The organism is Suttonella ornithocola (genome assembly GCF_001889065.1).
Classification (GTDB): Bacteria; Pseudomonadota; Gammaproteobacteria; order Cardiobacteriales; family Cardiobacteriaceae; genus Suttonella_A; species Suttonella_A ornithocola.
Genome location: NZ_LWHB01000083.1, coordinates 1 through 19,379, shown reverse-complemented (window position 1 = coordinate 19,379; position 19,379 = coordinate 1). Strand labels below are relative to the sequence as shown.

26 protein-coding genes are annotated in these 19,379 nt (G+C 38.6%); 17 read left to right on the top strand and 9 right to left on the bottom strand.

Features of this window, described 5'->3' with window-relative positions:
* Both A5N85_RS06850 and lptM read right to left on the bottom strand, forming a co-directional pair.
* On the bottom strand, window positions 1-663 hold a 663-nt coding region (locus tag A5N85_RS06850), incomplete at its 3' end, for a diaminopimelate decarboxylase family protein (protein WP_211268094.1).
* On the bottom strand, window positions 656-775 hold the full coding sequence (gene lptM / locus A5N85_RS17240) for an LPS translocon maturation chaperone LptM (protein WP_084601681.1): 120 nt from the start codon (window positions 773-775) through the stop codon (window positions 656-658). The genes A5N85_RS06850 and lptM, both read right to left, overlap by 8 nt.
* Window positions 776-801: 26 nt before the next feature.
* On the opposite strand from lptM, the gene A5N85_RS06840 reads away from it, so the two are divergent.
* Both A5N85_RS06840 and A5N85_RS06835 read left to right on the top strand, forming a co-directional pair.
* Entirely contained in the window at window positions 802-1,446 is a 645-nt protein-coding gene (locus A5N85_RS06840; RefSeq protein ID WP_072576566.1) for an alpha/beta hydrolase, read from the top strand.
* 211 nt (window positions 1,447-1,657) lie between these two features.
* Window positions 1,658-3,724 carry a Tle-like phospholipase domain-containing protein gene (locus A5N85_RS06835; protein ID WP_072576565.1) on the top strand — a complete coding sequence of 689 codons (2,067 nt, stop codon included), beginning with the start codon at window positions 1,658-1,660 and terminating at the stop codon, window positions 3,722-3,724.
* Window positions 3,725-3,887: 163 nt separating this feature from the next.
* On the opposite strand, the gene A5N85_RS06830 is transcribed toward A5N85_RS06835, so the two are convergent.
* From A5N85_RS06830 to A5N85_RS06800, 7 genes are all read right to left on the bottom strand, one after another.
* Window positions 3,888-4,418: a hypothetical protein gene (locus A5N85_RS06830; protein ID WP_072576564.1), complete on the bottom strand. Its 531-nt coding sequence runs from the start codon at window positions 4,416-4,418 to the stop codon at window positions 3,888-3,890.
* Window positions 4,419-4,431: 13 nt separating this feature from the next.
* The gene (locus A5N85_RS06825; protein WP_072576563.1) at window positions 4,432-5,016 is read right to left on the bottom strand and encodes a PqiC family protein; all 585 of its coding nucleotides are present in this window, start codon (window positions 5,014-5,016) and stop codon (window positions 4,432-4,434) included.
* 2 nt (window positions 5,017-5,018) lie between these two features.
* Entirely contained in the window at window positions 5,019-6,680 is a 1,662-nt protein-coding gene (locus A5N85_RS06820) for a PqiB family protein (protein WP_072576562.1), read from the bottom strand.
* Window positions 6,661-7,272 carry a paraquat-inducible protein A gene (locus A5N85_RS06815; RefSeq protein ID WP_072576561.1) on the bottom strand — a complete coding sequence of 204 codons (612 nt, stop codon included), beginning with the start codon at window positions 7,270-7,272 and terminating at the stop codon, window positions 6,661-6,663. The genes A5N85_RS06820 and A5N85_RS06815 overlap by 20 nt, the downstream gene beginning before the upstream one ends.
* The gene (locus tag A5N85_RS06810) at window positions 7,272-7,781 is read right to left on the bottom strand and encodes a paraquat-inducible protein A (protein WP_245936038.1); all 510 of its coding nucleotides are present in this window, start codon (window positions 7,779-7,781) and stop codon (window positions 7,272-7,274) included. The genes A5N85_RS06815 and A5N85_RS06810 overlap by 1 nt, the downstream gene beginning before the upstream one ends.
* A 172-nt stretch (window positions 7,782-7,953) precedes the next feature.
* Window positions 7,954-8,619, bottom strand: coding sequence for a Bax inhibitor-1 family protein (locus A5N85_RS06805; RefSeq protein ID WP_072576559.1), 666 nt, complete (start codon window positions 8,617-8,619; stop codon window positions 7,954-7,956).
* A gap of 109 nt (window positions 8,620-8,728) precedes the next feature.
* Window positions 8,729-9,247, bottom strand: a complete 519-nt coding sequence (locus A5N85_RS06800) for an adenine phosphoribosyltransferase (protein ID WP_072576558.1) — start codon at window positions 9,245-9,247, stop codon at window positions 8,729-8,731.
* A gap of 469 nt (window positions 9,248-9,716) precedes the next feature.
* Here A5N85_RS06800 and A5N85_RS06795 point away from each other — a divergent pair, with 469 nt between their 5' ends.
* The 15 genes from A5N85_RS06795 (at window position 9,717) to A5N85_RS06730 (ending at window position 19,318) form a co-directional block, all read left to right on the top strand.
* The gene (locus A5N85_RS06795) at window positions 9,717-10,154 is read left to right on the top strand and encodes a DUF1249 domain-containing protein (RefSeq protein WP_072576557.1); all 438 of its coding nucleotides are present in this window, start codon (window positions 9,717-9,719) and stop codon (window positions 10,152-10,154) included.
* The gene (locus A5N85_RS06790; protein WP_072576556.1) at window positions 10,151-10,645 is read left to right on the top strand and encodes a paraquat-inducible protein A; all 495 of its coding nucleotides are present in this window, start codon (window positions 10,151-10,153) and stop codon (window positions 10,643-10,645) included. The genes A5N85_RS06795 and A5N85_RS06790 overlap by 4 nt, the downstream gene beginning before the upstream one ends.
* Complete coding sequence (locus A5N85_RS06785) at window positions 10,635-11,378, top strand: TatD family hydrolase (protein WP_072576555.1); 744 nt, start codon at window positions 10,635-10,637, stop codon at window positions 11,376-11,378. The genes A5N85_RS06790 and A5N85_RS06785 overlap by 11 nt, the downstream gene beginning before the upstream one ends.
* A 3-nt stretch (window positions 11,379-11,381) precedes the next feature.
* Window positions 11,382-12,155 (top strand): tRNA threonylcarbamoyladenosine dehydratase, encoded by a 774-nt coding sequence (locus tag A5N85_RS06780; protein WP_072576554.1) that lies wholly within the window; start codon window positions 11,382-11,384, stop codon window positions 12,153-12,155.
* A gap of 27 nt (window positions 12,156-12,182) precedes the next feature.
* Complete coding sequence (locus A5N85_RS06775) at window positions 12,183-13,058, top strand: complex I NDUFA9 subunit family protein (protein ID WP_072576553.1); 876 nt, start codon at window positions 12,183-12,185, stop codon at window positions 13,056-13,058.
* A 163-nt stretch (window positions 13,059-13,221) separates the two neighbouring features.
* Window positions 13,222-13,461: a hypothetical protein gene (locus tag A5N85_RS06770; RefSeq protein WP_072576552.1), complete on the top strand. Its 240-nt coding sequence runs from the start codon at window positions 13,222-13,224 to the stop codon at window positions 13,459-13,461.
* Between the two features lie 26 nt (window positions 13,462-13,487).
* Window positions 13,488-13,730, top strand: a complete 243-nt coding sequence (locus tag A5N85_RS06765) for a hypothetical protein (RefSeq protein ID WP_072576551.1) — start codon at window positions 13,488-13,490, stop codon at window positions 13,728-13,730.
* A 195-nt stretch (window positions 13,731-13,925) separates the two neighbouring features.
* Window positions 13,926-14,690 (top strand): helix-turn-helix domain-containing protein, encoded by a 765-nt coding sequence (locus A5N85_RS06760; RefSeq protein WP_072576550.1) that lies wholly within the window; start codon window positions 13,926-13,928, stop codon window positions 14,688-14,690.
* Complete coding sequence (locus tag A5N85_RS16090; RefSeq protein ID WP_211268093.1) at window positions 14,687-15,037, top strand: hypothetical protein; 351 nt, start codon at window positions 14,687-14,689, stop codon at window positions 15,035-15,037. The genes A5N85_RS06760 and A5N85_RS16090 overlap by 4 nt, the downstream gene beginning before the upstream one ends.
* A 23-nt stretch (window positions 15,038-15,060) precedes the next feature.
* Window positions 15,061-15,681 (top strand): 3-oxoacyl-[acyl-carrier-protein] synthase III C-terminal domain-containing protein, encoded by a 621-nt coding sequence (locus A5N85_RS16085; RefSeq protein ID WP_211268092.1) that lies wholly within the window; start codon window positions 15,061-15,063, stop codon window positions 15,679-15,681.
* Window positions 15,682-15,690: 9 nt separating this feature from the next.
* On the top strand, window positions 15,691-16,686 hold the full coding sequence (locus tag A5N85_RS06750; RefSeq protein ID WP_072576549.1) for an NAD-dependent epimerase/dehydratase family protein: 996 nt from the start codon (window positions 15,691-15,693) through the stop codon (window positions 16,684-16,686).
* Window positions 16,679-17,521, top strand: a complete 843-nt coding sequence (locus A5N85_RS06745; protein WP_072576548.1) for an MBL fold metallo-hydrolase — start codon at window positions 16,679-16,681, stop codon at window positions 17,519-17,521. The genes A5N85_RS06750 and A5N85_RS06745 overlap by 8 nt, the downstream gene beginning before the upstream one ends.
* A gap of 144 nt (window positions 17,522-17,665) precedes the next feature.
* Window positions 17,666-18,187: a tetratricopeptide repeat protein gene (locus A5N85_RS06740; RefSeq protein ID WP_072576547.1), complete on the top strand. Its 522-nt coding sequence runs from the start codon at window positions 17,666-17,668 to the stop codon at window positions 18,185-18,187.
* 322 nt (window positions 18,188-18,509) lie between these two features.
* Entirely contained in the window at window positions 18,510-18,701 is a 192-nt protein-coding gene (locus A5N85_RS06735; RefSeq protein ID WP_072576546.1) for a hypothetical protein, read from the top strand.
* Window positions 18,702-18,772: 71 nt separating this feature from the next.
* Window positions 18,773-19,318 carry a nuclease-related domain-containing protein gene (locus A5N85_RS06730; RefSeq protein WP_084601680.1) on the top strand — a complete coding sequence of 182 codons (546 nt, stop codon included), beginning with the start codon at window positions 18,773-18,775 and terminating at the stop codon, window positions 19,316-19,318.
* Window positions 19,319-19,379 lie beyond the last annotated feature (61 nt).

The following is a 19,379-nucleotide window of genomic DNA, read 5'->3' as shown; positions in this document are numbered from 1 at the left end:
TGCAAGTGTTTTTAGGCTGCGGAACGCTTTAATAAAAGGGTCTAGCGTTGTAATTTGAGAACCAATATGACAGCCGATGCCAATAATATTAATTCCTGACAGCTCTGAGGCAGTTTGATAAAGTTTTTCAGCATTTTCGAGCGCAATGCCAAATTTATTATCTTTCATTCCTGTAGAAATATAAGGATGTGTTTGCGCATCAACATCGGGATTGATTCTAAAGGCAATGGGAGCGCTAATTTTGAGTTCAGTGGCGATAATCGATAGTCGATAAAGCTCAGATTCTGATTCAACATTAAAGCAGCCAATGCCTAGTTTAAGTGCTTCTCGAATTTCTTCATCTGTCTTAGCTACACCTGAAAAAACAACACTTTTAGCTTGTCCGCCAGCTTTCAAAACCCGCTTAAGTTCCCCTAAAGAAACGATATCGAAACCTGCGCCCCACTTTGCAATATGAGAGAGCAGCGAGAGGTTGCTGTTGGCTTTTACGGCATAGTGAATATAAGGTTTTTGAGGATGGTTGATATAGGCAGAAAGAATATTTTTGATGATATCGCCATCATAAACATATAGCGGTGTTCCGTATTCTTTAGCAAGTTTTTCTAGATTAACTGTTTGAATACAATCATCTTTAAGCATACGCCAATAATCGGTATTATGCATGGTGATTTTTCTCCGTAGAATCAAGGGTATTTGGGTTTTCTAAGTATAGTGGACCTTTTTGACCACAGCCGCTAATAAATAGAATTAGCAGTAAAAAACGTGCTATTCTCATCAAATCTTCCTCAAAAAGTATGAATTATGACACAGCCTTTGAAACGAATCACTCACTCTGCAATAGAAACGCCAACTCATACGATTATTTGGATGCATGGATTAGGTGCAAGTGCTGATGACTTTTTATCAATAATTCCTCATCTTAATTTAAATATCGGAACACAAATTATTTTTCCACAAGCCCCGGTTCGCCCAATTACCGTTAACAACGGTATGTGGATGCCTGGATGGTATGACATTAAGTCTTTTTCATTTAGTGAAGTAGATAATGTTGGTATTGCACAAAGCGTTGCTCAAATTGGGGAGATTTATCAAGACCAAATCTCTCAAGGAATTGCTGCTCAAAATATCTATTTTGCGGGTTTCTCACAAGGTGGAGTAATGGCATTAACATTAGGGACACAATATCTTTGTGGGGGTATTTTAGCTTTATCTTGCTATTTGACTGATCCAGAAAGCTTGCCAAAAGCAACAGAACATTCTCCTAGTATTATGCAAATGCATGGACGACATGATCCAATTGTAGCTTATGCTTTAGGAGAGTATGCTCATCAGAGATTACTTGAGCAAGGCTATGATGCACAATGGAAAAGCTATGATATGGGGCATGAAATATGCTTTCCACAAATTATAGATATTGCAAAATGGCTGAAAAGCCAAAATTTGTAAAAATAGATTTTTTAGTAAAAAAAATTATTATCTTAATAAGAGTTAGTGCTATTTTTAAGACTCTTTATATTTAATAATTACATTGAATATTAGCATTTAAGAATATATTAATCACTTTTCAAAATTTTTCATAAGTGTAATATCATTATTTTAGATCTAACTATTTTAAGCATATACTAATAAACCTTGTTAGCCAAAACTAGGAATATTTATGACCTTAACAACAATAGATTATGCAATGTTTGCGGCGGCTTCTAATGAAACAGATAGACTAACTCCAGATAGACAAATTCCTCCAAGTGGTTGGGCGAAACTTAGTGGTGAAATTGCTAATAATAGTGGATTGATAGGGAGTTTAGGGCATAGTCAAAATATAAAAAGTGGTTTTGAAGCAACAGCTTATCAAAAAGATAAGCATATAGTTATTAGCTATGCAGGGACCAATCGCACAGATTTTAAAGAATGGTTTACAGATTTAGAAATAGGCGCTGTGGGGACTGCTAATCAACAGATAAAAGATGCTGCTGTTTATTATCAAGCAATTAAAAAGCAATATCCTAATGCAGAAATCGAATTTACTGGACATTCTTTAGGTGGCGGATTAGCAGCTTTAATGGGAGTATTTTTTAATAAAAAAGCATATACTTTTGATCCAGCTCCATTTCGTTTAGCTGCTACAGAAAAAGTTGCTCATGCAGTAGCCAATTATTTAACTAAATTGGGCTATCAATCAGATATTGATTTAGAAGGGTATTATACTATTGAACAGCCTCTAAACTCTGTAAAAACATTATTGAATACTATTTTAGGTAACGATTTTATTGGAGATAATCTTTATCCTACGACTATTCGCGGAGAAGAAAATGTTCAAGCTTACGTTCTTAATGGTGAGTTTTTAACAAATGGACTAGATGTAGGACTAGGAAATATTGAAAAAAGCCTTAATGCATTAAAAATAATGGATAGCTTAACAGTTATTGATACAAATGACCATGGATTTGGACTTAATTTTGGAGATTATCATTCTATTGATTTGCTCACTTTAGCTTTGGCTGCGCCAACCCTTACGGAAGTAGCAAAAGTTATGCCACAAACTTTTACCGCTATCATGAAAGATGATATTGTTTATGATAATCGTACAAATCAATCATCTTTTATTGTTCATTTATTAAACGAATCTTTGCATCAAAATACACAAGATTTTTTACACTCTTTTAGAGAAGATTTTACTAAAATTAGTAGATTTATTAACTCTCAAATTGAGAATAAAATAATTCAAAAACCTACTTGGCAGCGTGCTATTACAGATATAATTATTGATCACTATGCACAACATAATGCTCATGATTTGCCTAATTCTGCTATAGAAATTAAAAATAAAATTATTCATTTTGATACTACAGAACATACTCCTCTTCTATGGATGAATAATTATTTAAATAGCTTGGATAGTCAAACTGTTTTAACAAATTATATGATAAATCACTATTTGCAAGAATACTCTCAAAAATCTTGGTATAGCCTGCTAGATAATGATAGCTCTATAGTTGAAGGAGAGCAAATATTCTCTAATGTATTATTAACAAATAAAGGAAACGATATATTGATAGGAGGAAATAAAGAAGATTTGCTAATAGCTAAAGAAGGCGATGATGTTCTAGATGGAAAATATGGTATTGATATTATGATTGGTGGTAAGGGGGATGATACTTATTATGTTGATAATATTAATGACATTGTTCATGAGGTTGTTGGTGAAGGTAAGGATACTGTGATTTCTACAGTTAATTATCATCTAAGTCATAATATTGAAAATTTAATTTTACAAGGTAGTGATAATTTAGCAGGGCGTGGGAATTTTCACAATAATATGATAATTGGAAATGATGGAAATAATATATTATATGGTGAGTTTGGTAATGATATTTTAGTTGGTGGTGTAGGTAACGATACTCTTATAGGAGGAATAGGTAATGATACTTATGTATTCAATTTTGGAGATGGTTACGATATTATTGACGATCAAGGTGGAACGTTAGATTTTAATATAGTTTCTTTTGGTCAAGGTATTCATATTGATGATATAATTTTTTCCTTAAATCAGCATGGAAACTTAGAGATTGATTTTCAGGGTAATGATTCTGATGGTTTATTAATTAGTCATTGGCAAGATAATAATCAAATATCGCAATTTCAGTTTGATAATGGAAAGATATTAACAGCAAATTATATCAATAATTTGATTGATGATATGGAAAATAAAATTTATATAAGCTAAATTTTTTTAAGTCTATCTAAATATAAAGTCTAATAACGAATATTTTATTTTTAAATAATAATTAAATTTTAGTCTTGTAAAATAATCAAACTTTAATATTTCTATATTATAAACCTTTCTATTGAATATTTTGATAGAAAGGTTTTATTATAATTTATAAATTCTAAATATTTTCTTGAACTGAATTATTATTTTTATTATTTTGTAAAGTAAGAAAAAGTTTTGATAAATTTTCTCTCTCTGTTTTTGTTAACTGTTTTTGCCATTTTTCTATTACATTGGTTTTTAGATAGTTTTGAAAGGCTTCCATTTCACTGATAATGCCTATGCCAGATTCAATACCAGATTTTCTTAAATCTGCAGCAATCGTTGTTAAAAGTGCATCTTTGTCTATCAGCCTTTCTATATCATTTATCATGATAGGTGATTGTTGCTGAGATAATTGTTGAGCATTGATATAAGTGAGTAGATGATAAATCATGTCTGCCATGGCAAAAATATTTTCTTCTAAAGATTGTGCATAATTTTTCCATAATTGATATTGTTCAAAGATTTTATCGTATTCTGATTGTGTATAGTAATTGTCATCAAAGGGTTTAGTGTGCTGGTTTTTAGAGATATCTCCAAGAGAAATAACAGGTTGACTGAGGATGTTTTCAGATAGAGATAGGTTGGGAAGGTCTTCTTTTGGCATGGTGCGTGTCCTGCTAATGATAGGAAAGGGTTGGAAAGATAGCGTTACTGAGATCAATTAAAGCGCGTTGATACAGTTTAATAAGAGTATTGGTTTGAGTGTTATCTAATGGATAATTTTGTTTGAAATGATATAAAGATTGCTTGTGGTTGTCAGAGGTCGTTAATTGCCAATCGGCATTGATATAAAATTGTTTGGTTTTTGCATTAGCTATCATTTCTCGAATTTGGATATCAACAATTTGATTGGCGCGTATGTTGGTAGGGAGCGGGTAGGTATAGAGTGAAGATAGCCCATTTGAACTCAAGTGTTGTTGTAGATTGTTACGAATGTTATCAGAAAGGTTTGCATTCCATAGTCGTTTGGGATTGCGATTAACTTTTCCTTCTCCGTCATAATAAATAACATATTGATTATCGAGGTAATCAGGAAGGGTTAAATAGCGAAGGGCATAAATATTATTATTTTTAGTGCTATCATTAGTAGTATGAGCAGTTGCTGATATTGGTGCTACTTCGCTAGGCGGTATCATATAATATTGTGTACTACCACAAGCAGTAAGAAGAAAGACAGGCAGTAGCGTTAATAAGCAGCGCATAGTTATTCTCCAAAAATAAGAGCATTTGGTTTAGCATCTAGTTTCTTCATTAGTCGATCAATACTAATTGAAGTTTTTTGTAAGTTTTGTAATGTTTGATTGAGGTTGTAATATAAATTGGAATTTGGTGCAAGTCCAGATAAGGTGTTTTCTAGCTGCATAGTCACTGTTTTTAGTTGGTTATTTAAGTTTTTCAACACAATATTTGCGCTATCGCTCGTAGTTCTGACAGAAGCTAAGGTACCATCAAGCTGTTTTAGACTTTTATCAATCGTTTTACCAATATTTTGGATCTCTTTGGTTGCAATGATTTTATCTAAACTACCTGCTGCATTACCGGCTTTATCCATAAGGGTTTGCGCTTTATTAAATAGGCTTTCAAATGGTAGGTTCTTAACAGTTGAGACTATGCTGCCAATATCATCGGTAATTTTATTGATACCGGTATTTCGTGTGGGCAATACGGTATAGCTACTGTATTTGTCCTTGGTGATATTTTGTTTATCGTCTGGATACATAGAGAGGCGAATGAATTTTTCGCCAGTCAGTAAGCTGCCTGTTTCTATACTTGCCTGCATTCCTTGTTGAATGAGCGTTGTCATAATATCATCTTGATTATCGCTATCTTGCGGAAGGTTAACTCTTGCAATGCGTTCTGGTTCTAGCTCTATGAGAACGGGAATAATCGCTTTTTCCTGTTTTTCATCATAGAGTAGACGGATATCTATAACTTCTCCAATATCTATGCCATCAAATTCAACAGGTGCACCAGTATTCAATCCACGAATACTGCTATCAAAGTAGAGGACATAATATTGTTTTTCAAAGATAGGTGATTGATTGGTATCTTGCTCGTTAGCATATAATGTAAAAATAGTATTTTCATTGATGCTATCTTTTCCACCAGCAGAAAGACTCATAGGGGTTGAGAAGGTAATGCCACCGAGCGCAAGAGTTTCTAGAGATTCCATTGAAAAGTCTGCACCGTTAGCGCCCAGCTTGAAATTAAAGCCACTAATATTCCAAAATTTAGTATTAGGGTTGATAAGTTTGTCGTAGGGGCTGTTAATAAAGGCTTCAAGCTTAATTCTATCAAAATGATCGTCGAACTGAATCTGATCAATTTGTCCGACTTTAAAGCCTCGATAATAGACAGGCGAACCAATATTTAATCCTTTAACGTTGTTGGTGATGAGGTGGACTCGTACACCGGGTTCGCTCGCAGGAATAAGAGGCGGTGAATTGAGTCCGATAAAGTGTCGACGATTTTCTCTTGATTCACCCGGTGCAATGGCGATAAAACTCCCTGAAATAATGGTATCGAGTCCCGTAATTCCGCTGGCAGATATTTGAGGTTTGACTACCCAGAATTGCGTATCTTGTTTGAGCAATGGTGTGGCGGTGCGAGTCATTTGTGCATGAGCAATGACTTTTTTAAAATCATCAGTTAGGGTGATATTGGTAATGGTCCCAATTTCTAATGATTTAAACCGAATTTTGGTTTTGCCTGCTTCAATGCCTTGTGCATTATCAAATTCTATATCAACAGATGCGCCTAAATTGGATAAGTGGTTATAAGCAAGGTAAAGTCCAATACCTAAGGCAATGATAGGGAGAATCCAAAGTAATCGGGTATTGTTTTTTTCAATTTTTGGTTCTTGCATGGTCGTTATAATTATCCCAGAGCAGTCGGATATCAAAGGTTTCTGTGGCAAACATGGTAAATATCACTACGCCAGTAAAGGCAAAAATACCCATTCCCGGGTTGATTTGCGCTAGTTTACCATGAATGAGTGCGCCTAATAGTGCGACAACAAAAACATCTATCATTGACCATCTGCCAATGAAATGAATAAATTTATAGAGTTTAGTTTGCAACTTAGGCGGATGTTGAGGATGTTGATGTGTTAATAAATAAGTGAGAATGGCTATTTTTAGAAAAGGAGTAAAGATACTGGCAGTAAAAATAATAATGGCGATGCCATAAGAACCGTGATGCCATAGCAGCATGATACTGCTCATAATGGTATCTGCTTGAGGGAGAGAGCCTAGGTAACTGGTATAGGTAATGGGCAATAAGTTTGCGGGAAAAAATAAAATCATGGAAGTGAGTAAATATGCCCATGTTCGACTAATACTTTGTGGTTTTCGAGAATATAAATGGGCATGGCAATGAGAACAATATTCTGCTGAGGCAGAGATAACAGAGCCACATGCTAAGCAATTTTTTTTGTGGGCTTCTTTTGCGGTAATCATCAAGGAATTTGTGGTTTTTGATAAGCTTCAAAAATAGCGTCGTTTAAATCAAAGCGGCTATCAACAAAGATAGAGCAAATCATTAGCGCACAGAATGCCCAGAAGCCTTTATCAAATTGTACGCTTGCCATTTGCATAATTTTCACTAAGGTAACAACAACGCCCACTAGATAAACTTCCAGCATATTCCAAGGCGCCATATAGTGCATCCAGTGTAAAAATCGTCGAGAGAGGGTATTTAAAAATTGGTAGCGAAAGCTCACAATAATCCATAAGACTGCTGTCAGATACCAAAGTGGCATAATAATAACAAAAAGCATGACCAATAAAGCTAGAATGGGTAAGCCATTATTGAATAAAGATTGCACACTTGAGAAGACAGAAATGGTCGTTATTTCTCCTTGAAGACTTAAGGTAATAAAGGGGAAAGCATTGGCGATAACAAATAGAATAAGGGCGGTAAGTGCGTAAATGAATGCCTGATAAAAATTTGCGCGACCGTCAATCATGGTGCTACCACAACATTTGCAAGTGAGCTTTTCGTTGCGTGCTAAATAAAGAGGACGCTTATACAAGACATCGCAATAAGGGCAGGCAATTAGCTTAGGATGTTTATGCATAGTAGTTGGTGTGAAAACGGACACGTTTTAACGTGTCCGAATGTGTGAGAAAGTTAAAATATTAGTTACGGTTTAATGAACCAAGAATATTGAGCAAGCTAATAAAGATATTGAATAAGTTAAGGAATAAATTTAGCGTTGCTAAAATGTAGTTATCTTGCTCGCCACGCATAATGGCGCTGGTGTCGTAAAGAACGTATCCAGAGAAGATAAGAAGGAATGCACCAGAGCAAACCACTTGTAACGCAGGCATATGGAAGAATAAGGCGCCTAGCGAAGCAAGGAAAGCCACTAAAAAGCCTACTAATAGAAAACCACCTAAAAAGCTGAAGTTTTTACCGCTAATTAAGGCATAAGCAGAAAGTGAGAAGAAGATAATGGCGCTACCGAATAGGGCTTTTACTACAACGCCTCCCATATTATTAACAAAATAGAGATTGAGGATTTTAGCAACAGAAAAGCCTAAAAAGCCTGTGAGTGCGAATAAGAGGATAATCCCCATTCCGCTATTACGCGTGGCTTGTACGGCAAAAGAGAGTCCTAAAAAGCCAACAAAATATAGGACAGTTGGGATATTAACGTTCATCAACATACCGATATAAGCACACACAGCGCTAAAGAGTACGTTCATGCCTAATAAAATATAGGTTTGACGTAGAACTTTGTTACGAGCCAAAATGCTATCCGAAGAAGGTATTTGAACGCTAGATTGATGGTTATATTGCATGGATTTTCTCCGTTATGGTTTAAGATGATAGGGATTGTAAAAGCTCATTTATAAGCTGTAAATAGGCTTTCATTGTTTTAATTATTTTCGTAGATAGTTTTTTGTGAAATTACTCTTTTATTAGACTAAGAATTGGAATATCTTTGAGTTTTTCTTTTCCTTCTAAGGCTGCTATTTCGAGTAGAAAAGCTGCGCCAATGACTTTTGCGCCTAACTTTTCAATGAGTTCCACACAAGCTGCCATAGTGCCACCTGTCGCTAAAACATCATCAACCATCATTACGCGCATATTCGGCTTGATATCGTCTTTGTGAATTTCAAGGCGATCTTGTCCATATTCTAAGTCAAAGCTTAAGCTTGCTACAGGGCGCGGAAGCTTGCCGGGTTTACGTAGTGGAATAAAGCCAATACCCAAGCGTTGTGCCAGTGCAGAGGCAAAAATAAAACCACGGGCTTCTGGGCAAGCCAACACGTCCGGTTTAAATCCATCTTGTTCACAAAATTGCGCCATTTCTTCTATTGCCGCCGAAAAGCCTTTGCCATTGGCAAGAAGTGGGGTGATGTCTTTAAAAATGATTCCGGGTTTAGGGTAGTCGGGAATGCTGATAACGAGTTCTTTCCAGTCCATAAGTTTTCAAGTTTAGTAAAAGCATCAGTTTAGCAAAATTCTAGGGTGTTGGTTGAATTTGCGTTGTGGTATCACCATTGTGGTTAGAGTAATGGTTGGAATTTAGGAAAATTTCCATCGTCTTCCGAAAAAAGTATTTCGAGACCTTTGCAAAAAAAAACATAGAATAGAGAAATTTCAATTTTTCAAATTTTGAAAATATATTAAAATCATGGTGTTAATCTTTCTACTAGTGGTAAAAATTGGTGTAAAACGGAATTTTGTAAAGGTCTAATTTCATAGATATTTTTAATTTGTGTTTGCATGATTGCGTATCATAAATTGGTAGAATGGTATTTATTTCCTATAGCTTGCTTTATCAATAGCGGTTTATTGCTTTAAAAGTTATCCTAATTGAGTACTTATCAATTTGCCTTTTTCGTAAAGGTAGTTTGTTCTTATTTTATAAACTTAATTGTATTTTAATTGTATGATAAATATTGCTCGGTTAAGCGCATCGCAGACGTCGCTTTTATCGCTTTATGAAGAAAATTATCGGTTATTTCGTTTGTTATTACCGATTTTGCCAGAAACCGATGGTTGGTTTGTTTTGGAAGCAAAAGACAGTGCACCAGTTTATGGGCATCGATTATCAATTCATTCTTATACCAGTGAATGGTTATTAGGGCACCATTTCCCGCATAAAAAGCGCTTGTTCGCGCCAGATTTTACGATTCGGATTTATCATGATGCTCGTTTGGCGGAGGCAATGTTGACGGAAACGGTTGCGATAAAGGAAATGAAGTTAAAAAAGGCGCAGTTGAATAGAGCATTAGCGGAGTGGCTGACATATTGTCGGCGTAGGCAATTAGTGCTTAATCCAAAGGCAAATATTGCCCATCTTCCAACGATTGAGGCGCTAGTATGAAGCAAAAAATGCTTTGGCGAGTAGGCGTGTTATTCGGTGTCGCTTTAGGATTTGGCTGTTTTCTAGCCGGTATTATGTTGCCGATGATGACGGTTAAAAAGCTGATTGTGGTGAAAAATACGTTTAGTGTGTTGGGCGGAATTGGTGAGTTGCTCGCAGATAAGACGTTTGGATTGGGACTGTTGTTATTATTTTTTAGCGTTGTTTTTCCTTTGCTTAAGTTTGCTTTAATAGCGGCGTATGCTTGGGTTTATCCTTCAGTCGCGGGTGCATTAAGTCAATGGCAAGGTTGGCTGGGTAAAGTTGCTAAGTTTTCTATGCTAGATGTGTTTGTGGTGGCGCAAATGCTGATGATTTTAAAGTTGGGTTGGCTGGTTGAAGTGCAAATTCATAGCGGGATTTATTGGTTTACCGCCGCACTGATGTTTTCTTTAGGCATTGGTATGATGATAGATAGAGATATTCGGCAGAGGTTAAAAAATGCTTATTGATAGTCATTGCCATTTTGATTTTTTCCCCGAAAATGAGCAATCCGCGATTTGGCAACGGGCAAAAATTGCAGGGTTGGAAACGCTGATTGTTCCCGCGGTTGAAAAAGCCAATTGGCAAGCAACAGCAGAGGTTTGTGAAAGGTTCCCTTTTTATGCCGCTTATGGGTTACATCCGATTTATTATCATCAGAAAGCAGATATTTTAGCGTTGGATGAATGGCTAACGCGTTATAAAGCGGTCGCAGTAGGCGAGTGTGGACTAGATTATGCGGTAGAGATTGAGCCAAAGGTTCAGCAATTTTTTTTCGAGGCACAAGTTGAATTGTCTATTTCGCATCAGTTACCGTTAATTTTGCACGCGAGGCGCGCTTTGGAGCAGGTGCTACAGACGTTGGCGCGCTATCCAAAAGCAAAATTTGTGGTGCATACGTTTACAGGCTCAGACAAACAGTTAGAAAAACTCTTATCATTAGGCGGCTATATTGGCATTGGTGGAACGTCAACTTACCCCAGAGCGCAACGTTTACGGCGTCAATTAGCGACTGTGCCTAAGGAACGCTATTTATTAGAAACGGATGCGCCTGATCAGCCGCTTTATGGTCATCAAGGCAAAGTTAATGAACCAGAAAAGGTGGCAGAGGTTGCAAGCGTTTTAGCGGAATTGCGCGATGAAGGCATTGCTGAAGTAATGGCGCAAAGTACGCAAAATAGTAAAGCATTTTTTTCATTATAAGGAGTGAGTATGCCGCACTTACATGCGCGCACAGATATTTTATTAGGCGAGGAAACGCGCCGTTTGTTATCGCAGCGGACGGTTTTTATTGCGGGCTTAGGTGGCGTTGGTGGTGCTGCTGCAGAGTCGATTGTTCGGGCAGGCATTGGACACGTTATTTTATTAGACCATGATGTGGTTTCACCTTCTAATATCAATCGTCAGTTATTGGCACTGCATTCAACGATTGGTCAGAAAAAAACGTCGGTGGCAAAGGCGCGTTTTGAAGATATTTGTCCAGAGGTCAAGATTACGGTTTTGGATCAGTTTTTACACGCAGATAGTGCGGAAGAATTGCTAGCCCCTTATTCTCCCGATTTTCTATTAGATTGTATTGATTCGATTGGCTGTAAAGCGGCATTGGTTAAAGCGGCGCAATCGCGAGGCATTCCGGTGATTTCCGCAATGGGTGCAGGCAATGCGTTGGATGTGAGTAAGGTAAGGATTGCGCGCTTAGATAGAACAGAAGTTTGTCCGTTAGCTAGAGAAATGCGTAAACACATGAAACGCTTACGCGGAAAGCAAAATTATCCTGTGGTTTATTCAAATGAACAACGCCGACAAGCGCTACCGCATACGCCAGTTGGAGGGAAAGAAGGTGAACCGAGTGGGCGCCCGCGTGCTGTCAATGGCACGATTTCTTATTTACCGGGATTATTCGGTATGATGATGGCGGGCTATGTGATTGAGCAATTGGTTAAAAAGATTGAGCAAGAGAAAAAGTCATCCTCAATATAAAAGGTTTTTTGATAAGGAGTGCGCGCAATGAAAGTGGCGGTAACAGGTGGAAGTGGTTTTGTCGGCAGAGCGTTGTGCAAAATGCTAAAAGAAAAAGGGCATGAACCCGTCGTGCTCACACAAAGTGGCTATCAGAACGCGCAATATGTCACGAAACAGGTGAATTATCATCAAATAGAAACGCTAGAAACTGCATTGGCGCAATGCGACGCGGTGATTCATTTGATTGGCATTTTGCATGAAACGCGGCATCAATCTTTTGATTGGGTGCATTATCGGTTGGTTAAGCAAGTATTAGCTGCGATGAAAAAGGTTGGCATTCAATGCTATGTTCATATGAGTGCTTTAGGGGCAGATAGGAGTGGTCCGAGTCAATATTTAATCTCTAAAGCGGTAGGTGAACAGGCGGCTTTAGATTTTTGTCAGCAAAATAATATTCAAATGGTGGCTTTTCGTCCTTCTATTATTTTTGGAGAGGACGATGATTTCTTTAATCAGTTTGCAAAAATTCTGCGCTTTACGCCTGTCTTTCCAATGGTTTGCCCAGATGTACAGTTTCAACCCGTCGCGGTCGAAGATGTGGCAAAGGCGTTTATTTTTGGGCTAGAAAATTCGCTCAATCAAGAAGTGATTGAATTAGGCGGTAAAGAAGTGGTTACCATGCGACAAGTCTTAGAAAAGGTTTGTCAGCAATGTGGATACAAACGGCTTTTACTGCCATTGCCCGATTGGATGAGCGCAACGCAAGGAAAAGTGATGGGACTCATTCCCGGCGCACCGTTTACCTATGATAATTATTTGAGTATGCAAAAGCCGAATATTACGCAGCAGTGGGCGTGGTCAAGAATGGGCATTGAACCTGCTGAATTGACGGTTCGCTTAAAATCGCATTCTGTAAGATAAATATCAGAATATAAAAGCTACTAGATTATATTTATTAGGTTATGGATATACCAAGATTTTTCTTTTTGAGAAAAATGTATTATGTTACGATATGATAATTTTAGATTATCTTCAAAAGATAATTTTCAACAGATGCAGATGTTTCTTCTTAGGAGTAATAACTATGGCGCATTTTTTTATGTTTTTATTAGGGCTCTTATTTTTAGCAGGCGCTATTTTTTTAGTCTTATGGGTGAAACGGCGTGAGTTTTACCGTCGCAATGAAGCTGGTGTAGAAGAATTTGGTGATTTTAAACAGATGGCATCAGCGCGAACATTAGAATTTTTGGCTTATTGGGTAGCTAGCATATTGGCAGTGATGGGTATTGCGTCAATTGGTATGGTGCTGGCGGATATTTTTTGAGCGGCAGAACGTAAGGGGCAATACATATGGCGCAATTTATTATGTTTTTAATAGGGATTGTATCTTTGGCGGGTGCAGTGGGTTTGTTTTTATGGGTCAAACGGCGTGAGTTTTACCGCCACAATGAAGCCGGTGTTGAAGTATTCGGCAATTTCAAACAGATGGCATTCGCGCGGGCAGTCGACTCTTTGGCTGATCGGATATCCTGTATATTGGCACTGACGGGCGTTCTGTTTGTTGGTTTTGTGCTGGCGGATATTTTTATGTAAGCGATGCAAAAACAACCGTTCGCTTGTACGGCGAAACCGTCTGAACGCCTTTATCCTTGCGGTGAAGGCGTTTTTTTCATGACTTAAGGTCACGTTTCATAATACCTTCTCAAAAAGTATCGCATGATATGCCTTTCTTCGTAATAATGGCGGAAATTCATCAACAAAGGCTCATTAGATGAGCGGGGAGGCACAATGCAGGAAGCCAAACAATTACTCACTACGCTAAAAGCAGAACTCAAAGCACAAGGAATTACTTATCGAGAGATTGCTGAGAAGTGGGATTTGTCCGAAGGCAGCATTAAGCGCTTATTAAACGACGATAAAATTTCTCTGGCGCGGTTATTGGATTTGTGTCAGTTGGTGGAGATGAATTTAGCCGAGCTTAGTGGGCGCGCGCATCAGGAAGCGCATTGTTTGCGTGAACTCACTGAAGCACAAGAAGCCAAGCTGGTCGAAAATCCGCGTTTGTTATTGGTCGCTACTTGCGTGATTAACCACTGGCGTTTGGAAGATATCACGCAGAAATATCGCTTAACGACGCCGGAATGTTTGCAGTTGTTATTCCAATTAGAACAAATGGGGATTATTCATCTTTTGCCGAATAACCGCATTCGTCTGCGCATTGCGCGGGATTTTTCATGGCGACGTAATGGCGCAATTACCCGCTATTTTACTGAACATTGTCGCGATGATTTTTTAGCGGATGGTTTTTGTGACCATGAGGGTCAATTTTTTATTCATGGTATGTTGACGGAAGTGGCGAAGCAACAGATGTTAGAAGAGTTGCAGAAATTACGCCGCCGATTTGCTGAATGCCATGAAGACAGTTTGCACGCAGCCATTACAGCGCGGCGAGGAACGGCAATGTTGGTTTCTCTACGGAATTGGGAACCAAACGTTTTTGCGCAGTTGCGACGTGAACCTTTAGGCGATAAAAAATCAGGCGGTGATTTATGAACCTTCCGCTTCATATTATGGCAACGGCGCATTGTTTGCCGATACAACAAGTTAGTAGTGCAGAATTAGATGAAAAGCTAGGTTTAGCGAAAGGTAAAGTGGAAAAAGTTGGTGGCGTGAAAACGCGTTATTTTGCCAAACCACAGGAAACTGCCGCTCAGCTTGCTGCCGAAGCAGCACGCAAGGCGCTTTTAAAATCAGGATTGGATTGGCAAGAGATTGATGCATTGGTTGCTTTTAGTGCCACAATGGATCAGGGCATGCCCAGTAATGCCGCGCTTATTCATCGCGAATTAGGGTTATCTGCGACAGAATTCCGGCGTTTGATATCAATGCTTCTTGTTTAGGGTTTTTAGCCGCGTTAGATACTTTGTCTTGGGCGATGACAGCAGGGCGTTATCGTCGTGTCTTGTTGGTTGGGGCGGATTTAGCTTCTTGTGGACTAAACTGGCAACATTTAGAAGCAAGCGCGATTTTTGGTGACGGTGCAGCGGCAGTGATTATCAGCAATGAGGGCGGTGGAAGATTATTAGCAAGTGATTTTATGACGATATCAGAAGGGGTGGATTATTGTTGTATTCCGGCAGGTGGTTCACGTTATCATCACAATCGCGGTGTGTGCGTAGAAGAGTTTAGCGCATTGGCGCATTTTCAGATGCAAGGTAAAGCGGTATTTAAACTCGCTTCGCAGTATCTTCCAGATTTTTTAACACGTTTGTTGGCAAAAGCGAAATTGTCTTTATCTGAAATTGATTGGATTGTGCCGCATCAAGCCAGCCATTTGGCCTTGCAGCATATGCAACAGCGGTTAGGCTTCGCAGCAGAAAAAGTCGTCAATATCTTTGCCCACTATGGCAATCAAGTTGCGGCTTCTTTGCCAACTGCTTTAGATATTGCGATTAGTAAGGGCGATATTCATCGTGGACAAACCATATTGTTACTCGGCACGGGCGCAGGATTATCCATCGCCGGCGCAGTATTACAATTTTAGGAGCGCAGTATGAAAGTCATTATTACTGGCGGAACGGGATTTTTAGGACGCCATTTGGTTGCACACGCGGTGGCGCAGAGCGCGGAAGTGATTTTTACCGGTCGGAATGCTGAAGCAGCAAAATATATTGAGCGTAGGGCAAATGGTTTAGCCCGTTGGCAATCTATCGAACACGGAACACAGCAAGCCGCAGAGATACTCACAGAAATTAGCCAAAACGCTGATATCTTTATCCATAACGCCGCATTATCCGCCCCTTGGGGAGAAAAAGCGGCATTTTATCGGGCAAACGTCTTGAGCAGTAAAGAAGCGATACAAGCCTGCCGAGTGAACTATATTGCACGCGCGGTCGTTATTTCTACGCCCAGCGTCTATTTTAACTATCAAGACAAACTCGATATTCGCGAAGATGGACCATTACCGCCACCTGTGAATGAATATGCACACAGCAAACGAGAAGCCGAAAGACTTTGGCAACAAGCAGGTTTACCGTCAGTCGCGGTAATGCGTCCGCGTGCCTTATTCGGCGAATGGGACAGCACCTTATTACCACGAATGCTCAAAGTGATGCAAAATGGCGGTGTGCCCTTAGTACGCGGCGGTCGGATTTTATTAGACATTACTTACGTGGATAATGCCGTTGATGCCATTTGGCGTGCAGCGACGCAGCCATTACCTCAGCCGTTCCAAATATATAACGTCAGTAACGATGCGCCTTGTACCTTAATTGATTTATTGCACAGCATTAGCCGACATTTTTATCTACCGTTACGCACGCGTCCCATCCCATGGACAATCCTATCGCAAATGGCACGTTTTCAAGAATGGCAAGCCAGTTGTCGTCAACAAGAGCCTTTATTTACGCGTTACAGTGCAGGCGTATTAGCTTTTAGCCAAACCTTAAACGTGGACGCGCTCAAACAGTTAGGCTGGCAGGCGAAAGTTTCCTTAGAAGAAGGATTAGCACGTACCGCCGCTTGGTGGCAGGAGCAAGCGCATGACTGAACCAACTATTCAATTGCATTTACTTAAAGTAGGGGAGTGCCGACAATGTGCTAGGTTGGCGAATCGTTCAGCGCCTTTAGGCGGAATGCACTTTCCGGCATTATGTGCGCTTATCTTGCATCCGACACAAGGCGCTATCTTATTTGATACGGGTTATAGCGAACATTTTTTTCATGCTTGTCAGCATTTACCCGAAAAATTGTATTCTATCGTTACGCCCGTTTCCTTACCGCAATCAGAAACCTTACTATATCAATTATCAACATTTGGTCTGCAAGCAAAAGACATACGAACCATTGTCCTCTCGCATTTTCATGCTGACCATATCGCGGGCATTAAAGACTTTCCAAATGCACGTTTTTTCAGTCATCATCAAGCGTGGAAGGCGTTTCAACAGTTAACAGCATCGCGATTGTGCGGCGTCAAACACGGTTATTTAAAAGCATTATTACCAACAGATTTTTATGCACGTTGGCAAGCCATAGACACACAGCCTAGCTGCGCCCTACCGACAGCCTTACAGCCTTTTACCCAAGGATTTGACCTTTTTGGTGACGCTAGCCTAATAGCGGTATCTCTGGCTGGACACGCACACGGACAAATTGGTTTATATCTACCCAGCTTGCAAACCTTCTTAATTGCGGATGCGTGTTGGTCATTATCGGCATTACGTGCCAATCAATTACCGCCCAATCTCGTCATTCAATGTTTCATGCAAGCCAATGCTTATCGGCAAACTTTTCAATCGCTACGGCAAATTGCACACCGTGAACCAACCATTCGATTGATTCCCTCGCATTGCACAGAGGCATGGTTGGCATGGCAAGCATCATAATGCATAGACGATTTATGGAAAGAGTGGTTATGAAGATGAACACGGCTAAAACCCTATATACTGTATACTGTGCTGACGTTTGTTAGTCTGCTCAAAACCGCTTGCATATGAACGGATTGATTATATTTCATGAAGGATAACGCTATGTTTTCAAAAAAATCATTACTGATTGTTGCGCTATTGCTGGGACATCAAGCCATTGCTGCCGATTGCAGCACGGGCGATGACTGCTTTGCCAAAGCTGATGCCAAACTTATTGCTGGTGAATACGAAGCCGCATTTTCGCTTGCCAAAGCGGGTTGTGAGCAAGGCAATGCGGATGCTTGCGCGATTGTGGGCACACAATATCAACTCGGACGCGGCGTTGCTCGTGATATAAAAGCTTCTGCCACTTATTTAGAAAAATCTTGCGAATTAGGCAGTGCAGATGGCTGCGCCGTGCTGACTTCCGCTTACGTCAACGGTAACCAAGGGTTTGCAAAAGATTACAAAAAAGCCTTGAAAATGGCGACGCTTGGCTGTGAAAAAGAGAATGCGCTTTCATGTATGCTTCTCGGTGGGATGCAAATCAATGGTTGGGGAACGGAAAAAGATCCCGTTGCAGGCGCTGCTAATCTTGATAAAGCCTGCGCTTTAGATGCGCAAATCGTTTGCCCCCCGTGTTGAACAAGTGCGTAAAATTTTTAAGCAACAAGGATTATTGCCTTAATTTTATTCTCACCATCAAACCATGACATCAGCTTATCTGGAGTCATTCTTCACTAATATATTTTTTAACAGTAGTGGTTTGAAAAGTATGCTGGACTATGGTTCAATAATTTTTTAACAATAAAACATATAAATATCAATATCTTGAAGTGATGTTTTTTGAGAAATCACTCAGCATACTTTTCAAACTACTATCGAATATTGTTTGAACTTATAATCATTAATCTTACTATTATATTGAATTTTCTAGTTTGTCAGATTAAGAATATGGGAAAATTTTATGAATATTGATAAAAAAGAAATGAAAATTGTTTATTGGGAAGGTGGATTATTTCAACATGAGGTAGAAGCAATTGAAAAAATCAAAGAGTCATTTTCAGAATTTGGTAAACAAAAGAAGACTTTTAAAGGACAGGGATTAGATTCACTTATAGTCAAATCAGCTAAAAAACAGAACGTTATCTACCGCTAGAATGGTTAGATAAGGGCTATAGGATGTTTTGTTTTTTAGCTGATTGCACTATAAATACTTAAAAAAATAATATGTTTCCCTGGAAAGGTTATGCTGGGTTTCGTTTCGCTGATCAAAAATCATATAAAGAAGGTGAGTTTGATTTAGTTATTATTACACATTGCAACGTATTAATTATTGAATTAAAACATTGGAATGGAACAATTACCTATAGCAATGATAAATGGTATTTGAATAACAAAGATAAGGGTCGTTCTCCTATTTCTGTTACTAGGAATAAACAATATTTATTAGAAAAGAAACTCGATAAATTTAAGAATAAATTCACCAATAAAGGTTATCGTCCACAAGTACATTTTTTAGTAGTAATAACGGGCAATGCAGATTTCAGCCAGTTACCTGAAAATGAAAAAAATCATATTCTAACTTTAGATGAATTTTTACAATTAAAAGATGAAAAAAAATTTAATAGTCGTTTTCGTCCTCATCCTAACAGCAAAGTTTTAAACAAAGATTTTGATTTATTTGATAAAGAAATTTTTAGTAGCGGAGTGATTAGGCCAAAATATATAGTGCAATCATCTAAAACCAACCAATCCAAGCAGATAAAAGAATAAAGTATCAATAACAATCCATCCGCCATTCTTTGCGTATTTGCTTAATCCAAGCCACATCTTT